The organism is Mucilaginibacter psychrotolerans, assembly GCF_004519315.1.
Classification (GTDB): domain Bacteria; phylum Bacteroidota; class Bacteroidia; order Sphingobacteriales; family Sphingobacteriaceae; genus Mucilaginibacter; species Mucilaginibacter psychrotolerans.
The window spans coordinates 1-18726 of sequence record NZ_SOZE01000044.1 but is presented as its reverse complement, the minus strand read 5'-3'; the positions used below and the strand labels follow the sequence as shown (position 1 = coordinate 18726).

The 18726-nt window shown below is 44.1% G+C and carries 18 protein-coding genes; 4 read left to right on the top strand and 14 right to left on the bottom strand.

The genetic code is table 11. The features are described from left to right. Positions 1–25: 25 nt before the first annotated feature. From E2R66_RS25660 to E2R66_RS25640, 5 genes are all read right to left on the bottom strand, one after another. Positions 26–1006: a relaxase/mobilization nuclease domain-containing protein gene (locus E2R66_RS25660; protein ID WP_133236353.1), complete on the bottom strand. Its 981-nt coding sequence runs from the start codon at positions 1004–1006 to the stop codon at positions 26–28. Next, complete coding sequence (locus tag E2R66_RS25655) at positions 996–1373, bottom strand: plasmid mobilization protein (RefSeq protein ID WP_133236355.1); 378 nt, start codon at positions 1371–1373, stop codon at positions 996–998. Before E2R66_RS25655 ends, E2R66_RS25660 begins: the two co-directional genes overlap by 11 nt. Before the next feature lie 196 nt (positions 1374–1569). Beyond that, positions 1570–1887 carry a hypothetical protein gene (locus tag E2R66_RS25650; protein WP_240049532.1) on the bottom strand — a complete coding sequence of 106 codons (318 nt, stop codon included), beginning with the start codon at positions 1885–1887 and terminating at the stop codon, positions 1570–1572. Further along, the gene (locus E2R66_RS25645; RefSeq protein WP_133236357.1) at positions 1884–2150 is read right to left on the bottom strand and encodes a helix-turn-helix domain-containing protein; all 267 of its coding nucleotides are present in this window, start codon (positions 2148–2150) and stop codon (positions 1884–1886) included. Before E2R66_RS25645 ends, E2R66_RS25650 begins: the two co-directional genes overlap by 4 nt. Positions 2151–2298: 148 nt before the next feature. Beyond that, entirely contained in the window at positions 2299–3060 is a 762-nt protein-coding gene (locus E2R66_RS25640; RefSeq protein WP_133236359.1) for a hypothetical protein, read from the bottom strand. 125 nt (positions 3061–3185) lie between these two features. Between E2R66_RS25640 and E2R66_RS25635 the strand changes: the two genes are divergently transcribed. Both E2R66_RS25635 and E2R66_RS25630 read left to right on the top strand, forming a co-directional pair. Further along, the gene (locus E2R66_RS25635) at positions 3186–3452 is read left to right on the top strand and encodes a hypothetical protein (protein ID WP_133236361.1); all 267 of its coding nucleotides are present in this window, start codon (positions 3186–3188) and stop codon (positions 3450–3452) included. 8 nt (positions 3453–3460) lie between these two features. Then, complete coding sequence (locus tag E2R66_RS25630) at positions 3461–3898, top strand: hypothetical protein (RefSeq protein ID WP_133236363.1); 438 nt, start codon at positions 3461–3463, stop codon at positions 3896–3898. Between the two features lie 6 nt (positions 3899–3904). On the opposite strand, the gene E2R66_RS25625 is transcribed toward E2R66_RS25630, so the two are convergent. Beyond that, entirely contained in the window at positions 3905–5041 is a 1137-nt protein-coding gene (locus tag E2R66_RS25625) for a hypothetical protein (RefSeq protein ID WP_133236365.1), read from the bottom strand. A 37-nt stretch (positions 5042–5078) separates the two neighbouring features. Continuing rightward, positions 5079–5759, bottom strand: coding sequence for an ADP-ribosyltransferase (locus E2R66_RS25620; RefSeq protein ID WP_133236367.1), 681 nt, complete (start codon positions 5757–5759; stop codon positions 5079–5081). 394 nt (positions 5760–6153) lie between these two features. Here E2R66_RS25620 and E2R66_RS25615 point away from each other — a divergent pair, with 394 nt between their 5' ends. Then, a complete protein-coding gene (locus E2R66_RS25615) occupies positions 6154–6348 on the top strand; it encodes a hypothetical protein (RefSeq protein ID WP_133236369.1) in 195 nt (64 codons plus the stop codon). Positions 6349–6549: 201 nt separating this feature from the next. Here the strand turns inward: E2R66_RS25615 and E2R66_RS25610 are convergent, their stop codons facing one another. The 6 genes from E2R66_RS25610 to E2R66_RS28565 all read right to left on the bottom strand — a co-directional run bounded on the left by E2R66_RS25610 (position 6550) and on the right by E2R66_RS28565 (position 13838). Beyond that, positions 6550–8253, bottom strand: coding sequence for a hypothetical protein (locus E2R66_RS25610; protein ID WP_133236371.1), 1704 nt, complete (start codon positions 8251–8253; stop codon positions 6550–6552). A 38-nt stretch (positions 8254–8291) separates the two neighbouring features. Continuing rightward, positions 8292–9407 carry a dsDNA nuclease domain-containing protein gene (locus E2R66_RS25605; protein ID WP_133236373.1) on the bottom strand — a complete coding sequence of 372 codons (1116 nt, stop codon included), beginning with the start codon at positions 9405–9407 and terminating at the stop codon, positions 8292–8294. A gap of 454 nt (positions 9408–9861) precedes the next feature. Beyond that, on the bottom strand, positions 9862–11613 hold the full coding sequence (locus E2R66_RS25600) for a hypothetical protein (protein WP_133236375.1): 1752 nt from the start codon (positions 11611–11613) through the stop codon (positions 9862–9864). A gap of 35 nt (positions 11614–11648) precedes the next feature. Beyond that, complete coding sequence (locus tag E2R66_RS25595; RefSeq protein WP_133236377.1) at positions 11649–11960, bottom strand: hypothetical protein; 312 nt, start codon at positions 11958–11960, stop codon at positions 11649–11651. Positions 11961–11966: 6 nt separating this feature from the next. After that, complete coding sequence (locus E2R66_RS25590) at positions 11967–13484, bottom strand: hypothetical protein (RefSeq protein ID WP_133236379.1); 1518 nt, start codon at positions 13482–13484, stop codon at positions 11967–11969. Between the two features lie 192 nt (positions 13485–13676). Continuing rightward, complete coding sequence (locus tag E2R66_RS28565) at positions 13677–13838, bottom strand: hypothetical protein (RefSeq protein WP_158288505.1); 162 nt, start codon at positions 13836–13838, stop codon at positions 13677–13679. Between the two features lie 111 nt (positions 13839–13949). On the opposite strand from E2R66_RS28565, the gene E2R66_RS25585 reads away from it, so the two are divergent. Continuing rightward, entirely contained in the window at positions 13950–18029 is a 4080-nt protein-coding gene (locus E2R66_RS25585; protein ID WP_133236381.1) for a P-loop NTPase, read from the top strand. A gap of 465 nt (positions 18030–18494) precedes the next feature. On the opposite strand, the gene E2R66_RS28870 is transcribed toward E2R66_RS25585, so the two are convergent. Then, the coding region (locus E2R66_RS28870) for a hypothetical protein (protein ID WP_204985991.1) at positions 18495–18726 on the bottom strand (232 nt) is incomplete at its 5' end.

Genomic DNA, 18726 nt, shown 5'->3' with positions numbered 1-18726 from the left:
GTTCATCCAATAGTTTGATTGATCGTTACCGGCTTATTCCCTGTGATCGGGATTGTTCCGCCTCATGTTTCTTGCGTTTCCTGCGCGCTATATCTGCATCACCCATCGGGTCGGGTGCCGCAGCTACAAATTGCGGTTCCAACAGAACTTGCAATAATCCTTTACCACCATCAGGGCTATGGCGATATTCCGCCTGCACGCTCTGCCGGATAGATTCGCGCAGTTGGTTGGCCACGAATGGTTGATTTGCTTCCCTTGCTGCATGATATTGTTGTACCTGCTGGTTTCGGTTTAAAGTCGCATCTATGCGAGCATAACTCAAACTGCGGTCAATGGCAGAGCCTTTCATTTTGAGGTCGCCTTTTTCAAAAGACACACCTTGCCCTTCGCTAGTACCACTGCGAAATTTATAGTCGATCTTAATGCCCTGCTTTGCCAGTTCTGCTTCCAATCCTTTCCAGTTGGCTGCCGTTTTTAATGCTGCCTTAATCGCATCATAAAGCTCATACCTGATCTTCTCTTTGCCTTTCAATGCCTGGCGGTTAACCTTCTCTTTGCCTTCTCCTAAATGATAGCCGTACTTTAGGGTGATTTCCTTACAGGCTTTGACATTTTTAGCGAAGTTGTTTTTATCACTAATCGTCTTACCGCTATTGTCCACTCGGTTATAGATCAAATGAAGGTGCGGGTGAGCGCGGTCGCTGTGCCGAACGATTACATACTGTGTATCACGAATACCTACTTTTCCCATGTATTCCTTTGCCCGCTCTACCATGATGTCATCACTCAGCTTGGCCAGATCTTCCTTACTCCAGCTCAGCACCAGGTGTCCGACTGCTTTGCCCAATTCCGGCCGCATCTTCCGTTGCAGGTTAAAGTCGTGCGCCAGGGTGCTTGCGTTCTGCATCCGTACGCCTTCGGCTGCCAGGATCTTAGCCTGCTGCTTATCCACCACATAACGGATACAGCCGCCAAAGCTCCTTCCGGTTATTGGCTTACCCATCATGATTACCGATCTTAGTTAGCAATTCTTCTATCTGCCTCAGCATAGCCTGGCATTTTAAAGCCAGGGAAACCAGTCCTGCCACATGTGCCAGATGGGTAAGTTGATTCAGGTTGTTCGCCAGTCCTGCCAACATCCTAAACCAGCCGCTTTCTTCGGCGGTAAAGCGTGGAAAAACCTTGGCGCTTTTAGCGGCTCTTCGGAACCATTCACTTGGTTTCAGCCCAGCATTTTTCGCCCGGCCCTCAATCAAGATTCTTTCCGTAGGCGTTAACCGTACCATCAAAAGATCGCTCCGACGGATGGTTTTCTTTGGCCTTCCCGGTGTCCGCCTCTTTGGCAGATTGTTATTTTCAGCAATTTCTTTCATGTGTTCATTCCTTCCTGATCTAAAAAAAGCCGACCAACGGGAGCGAGTTCCGGATCATCCCGCAAGGGTGTATCCGGGTTTTTGTATAGCAAAAACATTAACTCGCTCCACTTCGTCGCTCATGCTCCTCGTGCTACCCAGCTGTTTAGCTGTCTGGTTGTGCTGCTGCGGGCAAAGCCCGCGTTCACTGCTTCGATTAATTTTTTTCAAGATTCTCCGGCCAGTAAATAAGGCTCCCTTTTGCCGGGTGAAAAGACGGCTGGTAACGGACATAGCCATACGCATCAAGCTCCCTGATACACTTGTGGTAAGTCGCAATGGATGCGATCTTAGCATAAGCCATCAGTGCCTTTCGTGTAATATTGAAAGGATTGGCGAAGTCGCTTCGCTGCCAGTAGACGAACAATCCGGTAAACAGACTGATATGCGTTGCATTCAGCCGCTTGTCCTTACTCATTTGGCTCAACCGTTTTGCGTAACCGGCAAGCGCCGGTGTTGAAATGGCTTTCTTCATTTGACGCCTCCTTCCAGCAGCTTGTTGATGTCCTCCAGCTTATAGTAGATAATGCTGCCGATGCGTGTAAAGTTTAGCGTGCCATTGATGCGGAGGTTCTGTAAAGTACCGGGTGATATCTTTAGCAGTTTCCTGACCTCATTGCTTTTCAGCCATTTCTTGGACGCACCCTGCCCGTCGAGTTGCACGAGCTTTTTTATCTCCGTTAATAGCTTGATTTCAAACTCCCTTAAATCTTCTTTGGTGATAATCTCTAAATTCATTCTTTCCTCCGTGTTTTAGATTAATGTTAAACCGGTTCGCGGGAACGATCATTTGGGTTCCCTTGAACGCAATGGTTCAAAGTTGAGGAGCAAAAGGGCGGAATGAATGACCAATGTTGGCGTTTGGTCAGATTCGAAGGGCTAAACGCTATTCCTTGTCTTTAGAGACTACTTTGAAAAGCTTGTCCGCTTCGTCTATATTTATATACTTGGCCGGTTTGTCATCCTTATTAGCCGGGAAGTAATTATGTGCGGTATCAATAGAAATGTCCTTATCGCCGTGTTTAATATATTTGGCGATCATTTTATACCAGGGGCTTTGACCTTGTGAGCGGGCCAACTTATTACCATTAGGCATTTTTAAATCTTGTATCTGGTGCACAACATCCATAAAAGCAGCTATGCCACCTTTGCTTAGCACGATCTTTTCACTGGCATCATATTTAGTCGCTTCTTTTATCTGCGCTTCCAGCATTTCGATCTTAGCATTTAATCTGTCTATCTCCCGGTCTTTCTCAGCTATTACTGATTCAATAGGATCAAGCTTATGCCAGCGGTCAACAGATTTCAGAAAGGCAAGGAAAGCCTCCAACTTAGAAACGCTTGCCATGTGATTCGGATAGTTAGATGAAAACGGGTCTTTCTTTTTATAATGGTCAATGCGATTGATGATGATATCTGTCACATGATTGAAATACCGTTCTTCCTGGCCAGGAAGGCTTATCGAAAAGTAATCAAAGTGGAAGCAGTAATATGGGCCGTATTCATCTTCTCTTAAATCGTAAAGCTTCTTTAAAAAGAAGTTGTCGGCTAGCCCTTTGTTCTGAATGATAGCATTTCCTATTTCAAACCGGCGAGGGGAAAAGTCAAATGTATTACGGAATTTGAAATAAACGCTTTGGCTAGGCATAAGACGGGTTTATCGAAAAACGCTTAACCTAATATATGGTTTGATTTCAAAATTAATATTGTCGGTAATCGATAAAAAATAGTTATGAGATAATTTTATATTGCACCTTAATTAATACCTTATCCATGAGAACACTTATCAAAAGATTGAACAATCCGGAAACCGGAGCTGAAACCGGCTGCATCCTGACTGCCATGCCGCCGTTCGGCGTTACGCTTGCAGCAAAGCAAAAACTGGTCGACGCATTACGGCATTATGCCGCAAGCGTTATTTATCCGAAAGAAGGATTAAATATTTACGCCAGTGTCCATGATGATACGCCGTCAATCGTGGTGATCCGGGACATCAATAACATTCCGGATAGCGAACAAGATCTGGACCTGGCTTTATAACCCAGCCTATGCCACTTAAAACGCCTCGTGAACAAAAGATCGACGAGTTTTGCGCTCAAGGTAAGCTGGAACCATATCGCGCATTAGTCACCCGCGTGTTGGATGACCTGCAGGCAGAAGGCGTGAATATCTCTGCACGTTATGATGTTGAGTTTTCTAATTTTGAAGCCTACGACGATAAACCTGAGCATATCCGCATCAGCCTTAAAAATGTGAAAGTGCCGCTAAACGTGTTATGGATTCTGTTTCATGAGTTCGGCCATTTTCAGTCACCGAAAATAACGCCCGGAGATAACAAGGTCGCCAGGGAAGAACTCGCCTGGGAATTCGCAGAAAAAACGATAACCAAATATCCGGAGCTTGCCGCAGAAAAAGAAAGTTATGAAGCCTGTAAAAAGTGGTGCCTGAATTCGTATTACCGCGAATACGGTCTACCGGAAATTTGAGCGCCTTTAGATCCGAGCGGGGTTCAGCATGATTGAGCCACCCCATTGGTTAATCACGGCGCCAACAGCTGAAAACACTTCTTTAAACAATAACACCAGCACAAATACCTGGCCCTCGGCAACCTTGAAAAAGGTTAAGAGATCTGTTTGCCGGTATCTGGTAAAATCCCCGCTATCCATCACCACACCTTTCTCCTGATCAATCGTTTTCAGCAAAAGAAATTTGCCCGGTTTATTACCCGCTTCTACAGCCGTGCCTTCAATCGTATGGAACCCGCTAACCGTTTTTTCAGTTTTCCGGAACAGCTTCCGGCGGTTCGCCAGGTTCTCATTCAAAAGATAGAGTGCGTTGCCCAGTTTGATCAGTGCGGCAACTTTATCATCATCAATATGCTTGGCAAAGATCGGGTTGTTAACGATGGCCTGAAAACTATCCTGTAAACTTTCAGTGTTTTTGAATAATTGGAAGCCCATAAAGTCACCGGAACTCAATAGTTCCGATAATTCTTGTACTGTAAGATCAACTAAAGTAAAAAGGTCACGCGGCGTAATAAAACCCTTATAGCCGTAAAATAGCTTATACCCGAGATTAGCGATTGCCATCAAATGCTGATCGACCTGTAGTTTGATATTCTCATAGATGACATCTTTGCTATGCTGCTTATCCAAAACCGCCTGAAGTGATTTTTGAAGCGCGGCTGCCATCAGGTTTCGCTCAGCGGCTTTCGGCCCGGTTTTACTAACCTTGTATTGCAGTGGCCGGCGGAAACGCAAATCAAAAGGCAATTCTTCAGGTTGACCGTATTCCGTATTATAAACACAGATGATGTTCTCCCAGCCAACGCATTTGGCTGCGTAACCAAGTTCCAAGAGTACATTCGGATTAGGTGTGCGCTTGCCTTCCGTATTAATCAGGCTAACGTCCGCAACAAAAACCTGGCATTTGTCTATCTTTTCAAAAAGCGTATTTACAATATCAGGGGTCCCGCTACTGTGCTGCGTATCACGGTCGATCGCCACTTCGAGATGTACTTCCTGGCGGCTTATCCCTTTGATTGCTTTTTCGAGGCTGTCCTCTATGAACCCCCGGTTAGTATTATTGGCCAGATCAGACTGCCAGGAATAAAAGATCGTTTTTTTCATAATCAAATTTAATGGGCATTCAAAATTGCCATCGTTCCTAATAGTTGCGGCTATAGATACCAACCAGGGGAAAATCGGTTGCGGCGTCCTTCGTAAGTTCCTGTAACATCACATACCCAGTCCCGTGCTCAATTCCCAATATTTCAAATTTAGCGTGCCGACAGAAAAGCACCTCCCGCTCAAACTCGTTATTCGTAAGTTTGGAAATATCCTTGCCAAAACTATCGGCAGCCAGTGTCTGGATTTTCCAGACGACGGGCGTATTATGGTAATCCTCCTGCGCAGTTGAAAGATAATAAGGAACTTCGAACTTTGCGCCTACATGTTGATCAAACCAGCTTCTAGTCTCTTCCTCATCGTCAGGTGGGATATCCATCCGGTAGACGATTTGATTATTGAATGAGGTAAGTTTACAAAGCACCTGATCTAAAGATTCCGCGAATGCTTGCTTGCAGCGGCTTGATAGTTCCTCACCGTTCCGAAGTTCGCTGTTGATCCAGCTGGAGTGAGTACCGGTATAAGCTAAAATAAAGAAAGCTTCCTCTTTCGGAATGTCAAGTTCGCGCATGTAAGCGAGATGCAGGTCAAACTCATCGCTGCCGTTTTCAAAAGCCGCAAACCATGCTTTGAAGCCCTCATAGCTCCGGGCAAGTGTCAGTCCGTGGTGATTGCGCTCGCTATCGCATAACCGAAGTGTGTCTTCTAAACTTAAACTCATTCCTCAAAAATGCGCAAAGAAATCAGGACCGCGATTCAGTCAAATCCGGCTGAAAAATAAAAAAAATTATAAATCTGTGAAAAATAAACACATAACACTGATTGTCAGGCGAATTATTTTTAATAAAGACAAAATTTCCTGTGAATTACCCTTCAAAATCAGCTTTTTGCATCCATTTTAGACCGTTTTTTCGCGACGGGGATACCATAATTTATCTTAATGACGGGCGGTATAAATTTTTTTCGCTGCTTAATGAAACTTCCGGCGCTGCCTGAGTACTATATGCGCTATTAAAACCCGTCTTTCCGCCGGGGTGAAATACTTGACACCGCGCCAACCCTCTGCTATGCTGTCCAGGAAGCTCAAATCATGAACGTAACATAATATATAGTGTATGGAGACCTTACTAAAATTATTGCCTTTTATCACCGTTGCCATCGGCCTGCTGACCGCCCTGCTCAACCTGAAAATTAATTTATTAAAATACCATAAAAACAAAGCCATGTCTGAAACTTCTTTCGCCCTGATCGCTATAGTAGTGGTCTGCCTGATCGTAATCGCCGCCATCTGCTACCTGGTTAAAAAGTGATGGCGGCAAATCAGGAAAGTAACGGTTTAACAAACCCTAAAAACTGCTTAATGACGTGGAATCTCGGTTTGAAATTACGTCAATACACATAATCTCATATCATGATTAACAACCAGGCGATACCAAATCTAACGTTTCCTTTTAAAAAGGCGGACGATGCGATTGATGCAGTCCTGGACTTTTGAGTTGACGTTTTTTAAATTAATAAAATAGGCGCTGGCCTCCGACAACTGCATCTAAATATCGTTTAATATTTTCGAAATCATTATAATAACCACTTTCTTGCAAAAGGTGGTTTTTTTCTTGTAATCGGATGATATCGGCTTTATAGTCTATACCATGATCCCCCTCGATGCTCATGATTAATTGCGAATCTTTAGGCTGGCGATTGATAATAAAATTCAATAGTGTCGGCAAATTGTCTTTATCCTGCGCTTGTTGATTTGGCGAATCAATCACAAGGGGACAAAAAGTGGCTGAAGCGTATTGAGTCATCACAGTTAAAATGGCATAATAGTAAGCCATGAATTCGCGTGGTGTTTTACTCCCTGACTCTGACAACTGCGAATCAATTTTTTCATAGGATTTTTGTCGCACATTTGGTAGATTAACTTCATTCAAAAATTGCTTCATGTATCCTCTGTACAAATTTTTAATCTTGTCTCCACGCTTTTTATCTTCCAACGACTTCAGATCAGTTTCTAATTGATCTCGTAATTTAATTTTTTCTTCTAATTCTTTGGAATATGCGGCGATCTCCTGTCTGAACAAGTTCTGAACTTCCTTTTTACCTTCGCTTTCTATTAAGTCCTTCAACTTGACTTCCCCTTGCTTCCGATCTAACTGTGTCTCAATTTCAAGCAGGGTTTTAGTGCTTTCAACAAACTTTGCGTTCAATTTATTGATATCTGCCTCGATGGTTACCAATTCTTCTTCCAGTTCCAAAATGAGATCATAACATCTTTGCTCGTCTTGAGCCATGCCGAATCGTTCTGCAAACGAGTTTTCATACTCTGCCCCGCAAGTAGGGCAAGGCACGATATCCTCCCCCTTATTCAGTGCATAGGAGTAGTCTTTTTGAGTTTCAGCCAGCGTTTTTCTAACGATTAGCAGTTGTGCGTCAAGATTAATTTTATGGTTGAACTGTTTTGATAATTTGGTTTTGTAATCCTCCTGATCGATTCTTAGTATTTGGCACTCGGCTAAAAGCGCCGTTATTTCAACTTGAAAGGCTTCAAGATCTACCGTGAAATCAGAGATGGTTAGTTTCTCTTTGACATTATTGAGCATGCCACGGATCAATTTAATTTCCTTATCTGCGACTGCAATGCCTTCATTTAATATGCCGAGTTCATTTTTTGTTTGATAATACTGGTTAGGACGAATGCCTGTGTGATAATTAATGATGTCTAAGCGTGCTTTTGGTAAATAAAGCGATTTGAAACTATCCCAGTTACGTTGCCAGCTGACATCCTGATCCATGTAAAATGGTAAAAACAAATACGCTGGCGGAGGAGTCACTATCTTTTTTTGATGATCACGCAATTCTAATTGGAAATCAAATAACTCTGCGAGTTTGGCACCAATATCGGAAACGCGGATGTATTTGCCTATCATGTCATCATTATTATCAAACAAAGCGAAAGTTTTTTCTTGGCGGAAAATCACATAATCCTCTTCATCTACAGAAAACCGGATAACCGATATCGGTTGAGCATCCAGCCAGTCCGGGTGCATTTTATGCGCCTCTGCTCCGAATGTATAGTATATGGACTTTATAAGGCATGACTTGCCGGTCTCATTTGTCCCGATTATTACTGTCCTCGTCGGACTGAAGGTCACTTTTCTTGATCTCCTTTCCTTTAACGACAACAGCGTCATCTCTTTTAATTTGAATTGCTTCATTCTTCCAATTTCTTAAATTTCTTATAAGCCGTTTGAAATTACCCTTTTCCATACAACCTGAATAAAATGATCGTCTTGATATAGTCCTTGCCATATGAAAGATTAGTTACAACTTCGTTTGGCAACGTTGCGTAAATACTTTCCATGTCCGAGTTTATTCTTCCAGTTAGCGACGAAAAATTATCAGTTTGGTTAAAAACCTTGTGTTCGATCTGCTGAAATTGCTTATCGTTATAACTCATCCGTGCTAATTCGTATGTCTTTGCCTGCAATTTAAAGGAAGCCACGAAGCGATAGTCAGTCAACTCTTGATTCAGGCGCTGTTCGATCGCTGCAGCTGTGTCCTTCATAGAATTGTTGTTTTCGAGCGCAGCCAAATATTTATCAAAGTCAGCACGGCTGACCGATTTAGTTTTCTTTAATTCATTAAAAGAAAGGGCAGTGGCCTCAACGTTGTTTTTTGTTTTGATCTCATCAAATATAGCTTTATAGATTGGCCCGATCTGATATTTGACATTTGGCAGGGTCGCTTCAATAAATGCACTTAACTTATCCCTTGTAATCTCACTGTGGTGTTTAATATCCAATTGCTGGAGATTGAATACCATAAGGTCCGTAAGCTTTGTCAGATCTTTTCCGGCTAACTCGACATTTAACTTTGAAGTTAATTTTTTAAGATCCTCGTCGCATACGTCTTTTAAGTTAAATGCGGTAACCGTCAGGCAATCTGTCTTATTTTTTAAGGCACCCTGAACTTTTGAATTTGTAATTAGATAAAGACCGCCAACAGCATCACCAAAGTTTTCGAGTTGACCGTGAAGCTTCCCTAGTGTCGATGGAAGAATACTGTCATCCTTTCCCTTTTTTGTTTTCGCAAAATCAGTAAGTTTCCAATGCGAACTATCCGTTGTTTTTACTTGATAAAAATCTACCATTGTGGGATCATCTGACGAGTTAAACACAGCTACATCTTCATGAAACTCGAATGCAAGCAAGTAGTCCTGGCCAGTAGAATGCAATTCGGTAAGCTTTACAATAGCCCAGTTTTTCTGATAATCAAACCGGTTTGAACTGCGTGCACCCGCATTCTCGCGCGGTTTTTCGGCAAAAAGCAGCGACTTAAGTTGCGTTGTTGATTGTGATGGATGGTGCACAAGATTTGGTTTATTAGCTCAATAATAGGTATTTAATACCACAACAACAATAATAATCACCGGTCGTGGAGCACTCATTGGGCAATCTGCTTCAACAATTTCTCATTACGTCTGTGCGTAGGGTTCTATTGTAAATTTTTTTCGGCATTAAATAGTGGACGGCTGTAACCATCCGCAGTTGCATTTTTTATCTATTAGAATTTATCAGCTTTTTTAAAAACTGATAAATTCCCGGCTCACCCTTTAGCAACCATACCAAGCTGATCAAAAAGGATAGGACCAGCAACAAGATGATTACGCTGGTTAGCCCCGGATTTTTCAATTCGATCTTCAGCCCCAGCAAATTTAGGGATACTATTTCAACCGGTTTTGCATGCTCTTTCATTTCGTTTGCGATTTATAATGCAAACTTCGGTATCGGCGGAACAGCCCAAAGGAACAGCAGAGCCTTATTTCAAGGAGCTTTTGTTCCTGCCGTCGCCAGTGCATGCCACTGCTTCACCTTTTGAATCACGAACCATTCGGGATGTCGCATATGGTAGAAAAACCAGGTTTGTTGAAGCATGACCGCGATAATGGCATAATATCGCTCGGATGGCATATAATCACCTTTTTCCGTGGGCGGCATTTCATTTAACAAATAATCGTAAAAGGATTTGACGAACTGAACGATAAAACGTTCTTCAGGTAGGTTGAATTTATCATCATGCCTGGCCGATACGCCGCCTTGCTCTCCCGGTTCGATAAATGTTCGGGCGGTATCGTTGTCGAATTCCACCTGATGATCGTCCGAATAATCCTTCAGCGCTTCTTCTACCAGGTAAAGAGGTAAACGCGAGCTAAGTTCTGACTCCGACTTATCACCCTCCATGCGAAATTTCAAGACAGCGAGTTTTTGATTTTTCCGGACGCCGTTCACCAGCTTTGCCAGGCTGCCGAACTCAGGGAAAGTGGGCCGCCAGCCATTTTCATTGAGCAGCTGGTGGCCTACCATCCAACCACATTCCTTCAATGCCCCGGCGATGTGGGCGAGGTCAGGCAACTGCTCACCAATATCAAACCGCTCGCCGATATAGACCGCGATGGATAACGCATCAACTTTTTTTTTGTCAGCAACCAGGTCAACGAATCCCGGCTCGAAGTATTTTTTAAGCTTTGAGGAATCGATAGGAACATCCAGTGAGGTCGTGTGCGGTTTGAAATCCTTACGGGTTATCCAGTTTCGTACTAATTTGATCTTCACCTCGTCCACTTCATCCGGCTGACCGACCGGTATCAAACAAAACTCCAGAAACTTCGCCACGCAAAGCATCACATTGTTCGGCGTTTTATTCTTTGGCGCGACCTTATGAAAGCCTCCTTCGGTCAGCAAGTTATAGAAGGACTTTGCCAGTTTGTATTTGTACTGCGCTTTAACCTTGTTGTCCTCAAATCTTCGCGGATAGGCGGCCAGCTCTTTTTTCCAGCTTTTGAGTGGTAGTTCGTCGAACTCTTTTTTAAAGGAATCGACAAACTCCCTGACGAGCCAGCCGTGTTGAATGGTGATGGTTTCATCATTGAAAATGAATTTAACCTGTAAGAGTTCAGCAGGCTTCTTACTGGCATCCTTCATCCACGACTTGTCGTGCAGTTTTTCCACAACCCTCGAGGCCTTCTGTGCTTCTTTTTCTGCAGTACTGATCAGCTTTTGGTATTCGGGCCGTTCCCAAAATGCGATATCTTCTACATATTTATGCTGCCCGATAGCAATAAGTTCTATGATCAGATCACGGATAGGAAGCAGTTCAAACTGGTTGATGAACTCCATAATCTCCCCGTACAGTTTTTCGGGTAACAGGACAGTAAAATATTTATGGCTCGGCTGGTAGCCTTCTATGAAGGCGCGCTCCTCAAAAACCTCTTTGAAATACTTTACCAGGAAACCCAGTTGCCAGTTGTGATACCAGATGTAGAAATCAAATGGCGGCTCCTCCGGGGAATGATACAACCGTTTTTCAAAAAAACCAGCTGCCTCTTTAGCATTTGCTAACCTTTCTTCGGTTTTGCTGAACAAGTCGAAATAGGGTTTATAATGACCGGCTTCGGCATCGAAATAGTGAAACGCATAGGTATAGCGGGAGCGACGGAAAGCTGACATGTCAAAGTCGATCTTTCCGAGCTCTATATCGCCTAAGGCATTGCGTTTTACCGATTCCTGCTCGTCCATTTGCTATGTGTAAAACTATGCGCTAATTTAGTGATTTAGTCATTTCTAAACTCGGCATTGATTTTTCTTTCAATAGCACGGATGTCTTTTTTGACTTCCTCCAATAAGTTTGGGTAGTCGTTCAGTGAACTGCGCAGATCAACCTGGGGTTTTAATTTTAAAATGCCATTAAAGTTGCCATAGATATTTACTGCACCGTTTTGCGCACCTGATCTGACGTGGTAGTCCAACGATATCACCGTAGGATCCATTGTATAGAGCGGAGACCCGTCCGAGTTATATTGTCGTTCCCTTATCGCAGCTAGTTCTGCATTTATCCTTTCGATGATGTCGCTTCTGTTTTTCATTTCATGTTATGATTTCTTGCCGTACTTTCTGAAAGCGACGACGAATTGGAAAATGATGTAGCCAACGAATAGTTTAGCGACATAATCCAGTGTCAGCGATAAGGCATTCAGGTCACCGTTCTTTTCTTTTAGAAAGTCGATCTTGTGCGTCAGGTCTATAAAAGAAAAATAGTAACCGATCAGGTCCGGATCAAATTTCGTCGGTTGAAACAGCAAACCTGCGCACAGGAGATAAAGCAGGTAGCCAGGTATTGTGATTCGCAGAAACCAGATAAACGGTTTTCTGATCGATAAACCATGATCGTTGGACACGCGGTTTGTCCACAAAATAAACTTATCCCCGCCGCCAATGGTGGTGATCTTATGCAGCGCCATCTGCGATATCGCTTGCAGCTTAAGGGCTTCATAGATATTGCCTGTAGCCTCTAAAGCCTTTTTCAACTGCAGGAAGATCTCGTATTGATCCTTGTGGTGATTAGCTGTTTGTTTTTCCGGGTAGTGTATGTTTTCTATCGGCAGGAATTTTTCATAGGCTGCGTAGTCCTCGGGAAAGCTGCAGGAAGTGAAAATGGCATTCGAGAATTTGGATCTATAGAACGATAACCGGTCAAAATCACCAAAGTAAACGTTGTCAAACCATACCTTGTCTAGGTTACAACGGTGGATGCCAATCTTCGTTTCTTCATTATGCGGCTTCCTGGGATCGATGTTATAAAAACTTGCCCCGTCCTTGGGGGAAAATTCAGACAGGTACCAATTTCCGACGTGCACATTTTCGATCGTCACCTTGCCGCCCGGGTTGCCGACCAGCGCCAGCGAGTGCAGACTGACATTTTCGATTTGTGTATTTTTGTCCGTTTCGTCCGTAGGGAACTCGATATGGATGGAAACTTTCAATAAAGCGTATTCTTCATTTGAAAGCTTGTACCCGAATTTATATTCCGGCAAAGTATTATTGGGAAACCGGTAAAAACCCGGCTTGTCTGTATCCTTTCTTGATGACCGAATAAGCACTTGCCCGATATTGTGTAATTGATAACGCTGTTCCTCCGTTAAAAATGATTTCAGATCTTTAATGTTCAGCTGGTAAAATAGCTGCTTCCACCAATACGGGAAGATATTTTCAGTCGTGTAGGACAGCTCGACTTTCTGGAGATTTAATAAGGTTATTCCATATTTTAACAGACAATTGTTTAGACTTACCACCATCAATTCGGGTGCACTAATTCTTCCCGCGAATACACAGCCATGTAAGCGCAGGGATATGTTTTTTGACTTGATATTTTCAACTTTCAGGTTCATGACAAAGCAATTTTGAAAGCTGAGGGAAACTTCCTCAAAATCGATATCGTCGTCATTTTCAATAAAAAGATCCGGAAAAAAGCAGAATTGAAAAGATACCGCCATTTGACCGGGAATGACCGCCACACCCTTAAAATCGGCCGCACGTAGTTTGATGGTCACTGGCTCTTTGAAGAACTGGGCATTGATCGGCACGTATGGTTGCGGATGGATGATCCTCATGATAGGTTATTCAATTAGGTGATCACGCCGTCTGAAAAAAGCGTGGTTAAAGGCTGTGTTTAAAATTACTGCTTTTTTGGAGAACAAGCAATTTTACATGTATGCATCTTTCCCGATAGCCAATATAAATTTACTTCGCGCAGGTTTTGATCTGCAGATAATTGCGCTGGATGATGCCCGGGTTGAACACCCTTAAGACCGGCAGTTCCACATAGAAGCGATCTCTTTCTTAAATGTCTCGTGGTCATTCAAAATCTCGCAGTGGAAGGCTTTTAGTTCTATTTTCTTCGGGGTTATCTGCACCGACAATTCCAACCCACCAGAATTGTTGGAGTTGGTGCCCGCTAATGACATTGTTCAAGCGTAAACATTCGCAGGTGACTGCCTTTAAAAGACGGGCTGACCGAGCTGAGCGAAAAGGTGAAGAGCCTGCAGTCCGAATAGTCCCGTCAAAGACCCGCGCCATTGGAATTTTTATTTTTCAGTGGGTCGGTCATCGTTCTTGGCAGTGCAACTCGAAACTCCGGCATGAATGGTTTATATTTGTCAGAGCCGACCCTGGTACCTGCCCATATGACCAAGAAATCTAAAGTTAAAAAAACGTTACAAGCGCTACCGGTAAAACCAGTAAGGACAACAGAGAACTTAACGGACATTGCTGACAAACGAACCGGCGGAGCTGTTAACATCAGCGGTATAACCTATCAAACCCTGTACGCCACCTATACGCTGCTGAAGGAATTTGCGAACGGCGATACCCCAACCCAGCTCAGGCTCGAAGGCCTAGAAGATATCGACCTCGATAAGGGCAAACTAACTTTAAAAGGCAAGGAGTTAATCCAGTTAAAGTCCTCCATTAATTCACTGGATGCTTCGGGGTTTTGGGATATGGGCGTATTAAAGAACTTTTTAGAGGTTCACCGCGAGAATAAAAGTTTTCAGTTTCGTTTCGTCTACAATATGGCCATCTCTTCCGGACACCTTGACTCCTTGGTTGCCAAGCGCTCAAATGATAGCTCAAGCGAATACTGGCACGCTAAAGTAAAAGGTTTGGCCATCTGTCCGCCGGAGCTGGATATCGCTGCCTTTTTAAAGCAAATCACTTTTGAGAAAATAAGCGCCGAATTACTTTACTCGAGATCCATTAAATTGCTTCTTGATCAATACAAAGTGAACCCCGGCACGGAAGCTCAATATTTAAAAAGCACTTTTTTTCATGCCCTCGAATGGTCAAGGGACCGGGCAACTGTCTGCCATCTCTTATTTAAGCAAACGCTGCAACAGGTAACCGATGCCTTTTACAAAGGCTCCGTAAACCCTGCAGTTCTCAATGGCTGGCTCACGCCGGTCAATTTTGATCACGCGACAACCGCGGGTTCAGATTATTTTGAGGGAAAAGCAGCCCGGCCTGAACATGTCTCACAGCAGCTGCCGGCCCGCCGCTATACCTGGGAAAAGCACCTCGCCACGCAACTGGAAAAAACGGATGTGGTCGTGATCAAGTCGTCCAGTGGGCAGGGAAAGTCAACCCTCGCCTGGCAGACAGCAATTAACCTGCTCGACACTTACACGATCTATCAATTGCAGCATGCCCAACAGGCAGAGTCCACCGGTCCTGTTATTGATTTTATTAAGAGCAGGGTGCAGATCGGTGAATCGCCCCTTATCGTTATTGATGGCCTTGATCTTCAGTTACAATACTGGTCTGTCATCGTTTCGGGCCTAGCTGACCAACCCGTAAAATTCATCGTAACCACCCGCGAAGAGGATTGGTACAGCTACAGTGGCGATGTTTCCCGCCTCAATATCCAGCTGAGTAATATCAGTTTGAATGAGGAAGAGGCCAGGAATATCTACCAGCAACTCAAAGACAAAGGCAAGGTGCATGCCGATCACCGTAACTGGCAAACGTCCTGGGAACGCGTGAAGGAAAAAGGCTTGCTGATCGAATATACTTTTCTGCTAACCAGGGGTCAGATGATCGGCGAGCGGCTGGCCCATCAAGTCAAAAAATTAAATGAAGGGGAAAGAAACAGCGGCGCGAAAATAGAATTTCTGCGCATGATCGGCTTAGCCGACGTACTGGGTTTAAAACTCCAAAGCAAAAAGCTGTTAGCCCATGTGCAGGAAGTCTCCGCTATCACCGGTGACCGCGGCACTTTGCTCAAAGAAATGGAGCTAGAGTATTTTATCCGGATAGGTGCGAAGGAGGTAGAGGGCCTACACCCAGTGCGTTCCGCGCACCTGGTCGAACTGTTACACGAATTTGTCGGCATGGAAGAAAGCCTGCTCCATTTGCTGCACATTGTTGAACCGGGCGAATATGGACAGTTCGCTAACGGTGCGTTAGCGCATTTAGAACCGGCGCAAGTTCCCGTGTTTTTGCAACAGATTGCAGGCATCATGGCGCCGAAAAGTATGGCCGAAATGGTCGGGGTGATCGAGGGCTTAATGCGGCGGGAGCCACAACTCTACTGGGAAGCGAACCGCAATATATTTGATGAGGTTTTTGAGAATGGCGGGATCGAGATTTTCATTTATGATACGCTGCCATTCATGCACCTGCGGGTGATCGCCGGTCTGCAGGAAAGTTTCGGGGAAGAATTCCGCAACCCATCGGCATTGCAGGAGAAATTGGATGCTTTAACCAAATATGATTTCCAAAAGAGCGATGTCGCCCATTTTATCTTGGCGCTCCGGGCAGAATTAGGCAGTATGACCTCGAACGGAACCGCGGGATTAGCCAAGCTGCTGAAATGGTTTGGTAAACTCGATGATAAGAACAACTTGCAATTTGTGATTACCGAAGTTGACCTGCTCAACGCCATGACGGTCGATGGGGCTGCCACTGCGGGCGACCTGTTTTTTTACTTCCGCAAAACGCAGCCGGAACGCTACGATAAATTCGTCACGGCTAACAAACAGCAGATCCTATCGTGGCTCAAAGTGATCACCGATACGGTAGTGGCGGAAGAAAAAGACGGTGAGCTGTATCTCCAATATGTATTCGATGCCGAAAGCGTTAAACTGAATGACCAAAGTGTAAGGCGGATAGAGCAGTTCCATCAGTTTCTGCCGGATTACCAAAGATACCGTACCGACCTGATCTACCTGCCGTTCCCCACAGATGATTTTTATAAGGTGCTCCGTATGGATGCGCACAAAGCGATCCCGCCTGAAAGTCTGTTTGACCTGTTCGAGGTGCAGATCAACCAGTCCTGGTCCAATACCATCCTTAAAAACTACGAGGCACAATCGGTTTACGATTGGCAACATGCTTTTGTCAGATTAAGAAAAACCGCGCTGGAGTTTATCAAACGCTGCACCCAGTTCTTTGAATTCTTTATCGAAAGCAATGAACAGCGAAGAAAAGCAGCGGTGCAGCCGCTGATCGATCTCGGCGATCAGGTATTGAAGCTGATCCGTACCCGCCAGCGTTACCCTAATCAAAGCAAACGGAGCGAAGAAGTAACATTCAAACAGTTGTATAAGGAACTGGACGAATGGGTATTAGGTCTTCAGAATTTTATCAACCAGTTTTCCAATATCGTGCTGAACCAAGCGCAGCAACATCTTGCGCAGATCAATATGAAAAAGATGGTGCTGCAACTGGAAAACGGGCAGCGCAACTTTCACGCGATACCGGGTCAGGGCATCCGGTATTTCGACCTTTCCGACGTCGAAAGTGAAGAGGTAGCGTGGTACCAGCGTTTGCGCGCAACAGTAGAATACTTTGTCGCATTTAGAGACCAGCCCATCGCGTCCGCAAAGGCCGTCATTAAAGAGTGGTGGCAAAAGGACCAGCAGGAACGGCTTTTAATTTTGCAGGAAGGCTTACGCATCGTCGGTGAGACGACGCCCTACACTTTGCGGGCACCCGTTTCCATTACCGAAGATGAATACGGCAAGGACGCCGTCATTGGTGTGGAAGGCTTTCCGGTACTGCCTGAAGAAGCCGAACAGCAGATTTTTGACTTGCTATGGTGCCTAGTACCGCTGTCGTCGCTGGATATCGTTACCTATGATCTCATCTTTATCCGGGATTCGGTGGCCACCGGTGCCATCCGCGTACAGAAAACTTACCTGGAGACCTTGTTGCATTTAAACGATACAGACGAGTACGAACACAGTGAATTCGGTAATCCCATTCCGATTAATTTAGAGCCGGCGACGATCGCTACCTTAGCTGGTGTCAGCATCCCCGATATAGCAGGCCTGAACATTTCGCAGGATTATTCTAAAGTAGTAATCGATCTTTGGCGGCTGCAGCAATATCGCGACCGCCTCAACAATGCAAGTTCGCTGGAAGTCGAATGGTTAGAAGAATTAACAAAGGACTACCAAAAGAGGATCGCTGCGCTGCTCGTCGCGATCAAAAGTTCATCGCCCGCGGACCATGCCACGTTAAACGTATTAACTGACGAGGTATTAGTGCAGCAAAAGCCTGTCAGTACGGAAACCTGTATAACACTTTTAAACAAAAAAGTCGCGGAAGTCAATCAGTCCATCCAGGAAATGATCAATAAGCCAAGGAAAGAAAAATAGCAAGCGTTAATTCAGGAGCTTGCATGTCAGATTATCAAACGGCATGTTCCCTCATGAGCAAAAACAATTCATAAAGGGTGCTGGGAAACTTAAGACCGTTATTAATTCGCCAGTAAGGTACTTTAAAAGTTTAAATTGCTGATAATAAGCATATAAGAGCGATGATTCTGAACCATAGCTGTTTCGAACTTTACATTTCTTGTATCAATAAAGGATAACTGAACATTATCAACGCTCGACTTATTGCAATATTCCGGCAATTGTTGGTTTAGAATAAATTGCATCAATCGCTATTAATCCTTATCTTTATGTAAGTCATTAGGAATTAAACTGTTGCAAATTATTTGTGTAGAATTCGGGAATTGCCACTTTTGCAAACTTGTAAAATATTGAAATAGAGAATATTAAAGGGATAAGTTCGAGTCCCGTCCATTCCGCAGGAAAATTAAAAGTGCTTAGAGAGATCTAAGCACTTTTTTTGATTTCAGGATATGCCAAATACTCTCCGGAAAAATAAAACCAAAAAAAATTCAGTTTCAGGTTACGATATTTGCATGAGCGGACACTCAGTAATAATGGATCAAGGAGAAAAGTTGGGGGGAAGAAAAGATTAAGCATAGATTTTAGCAAGTCTGAAGAGGAAAAAGGTAGTATCTCTAACGCCTCTTGAAGTAGCCCTGAAAGCCTTGATTTTTGC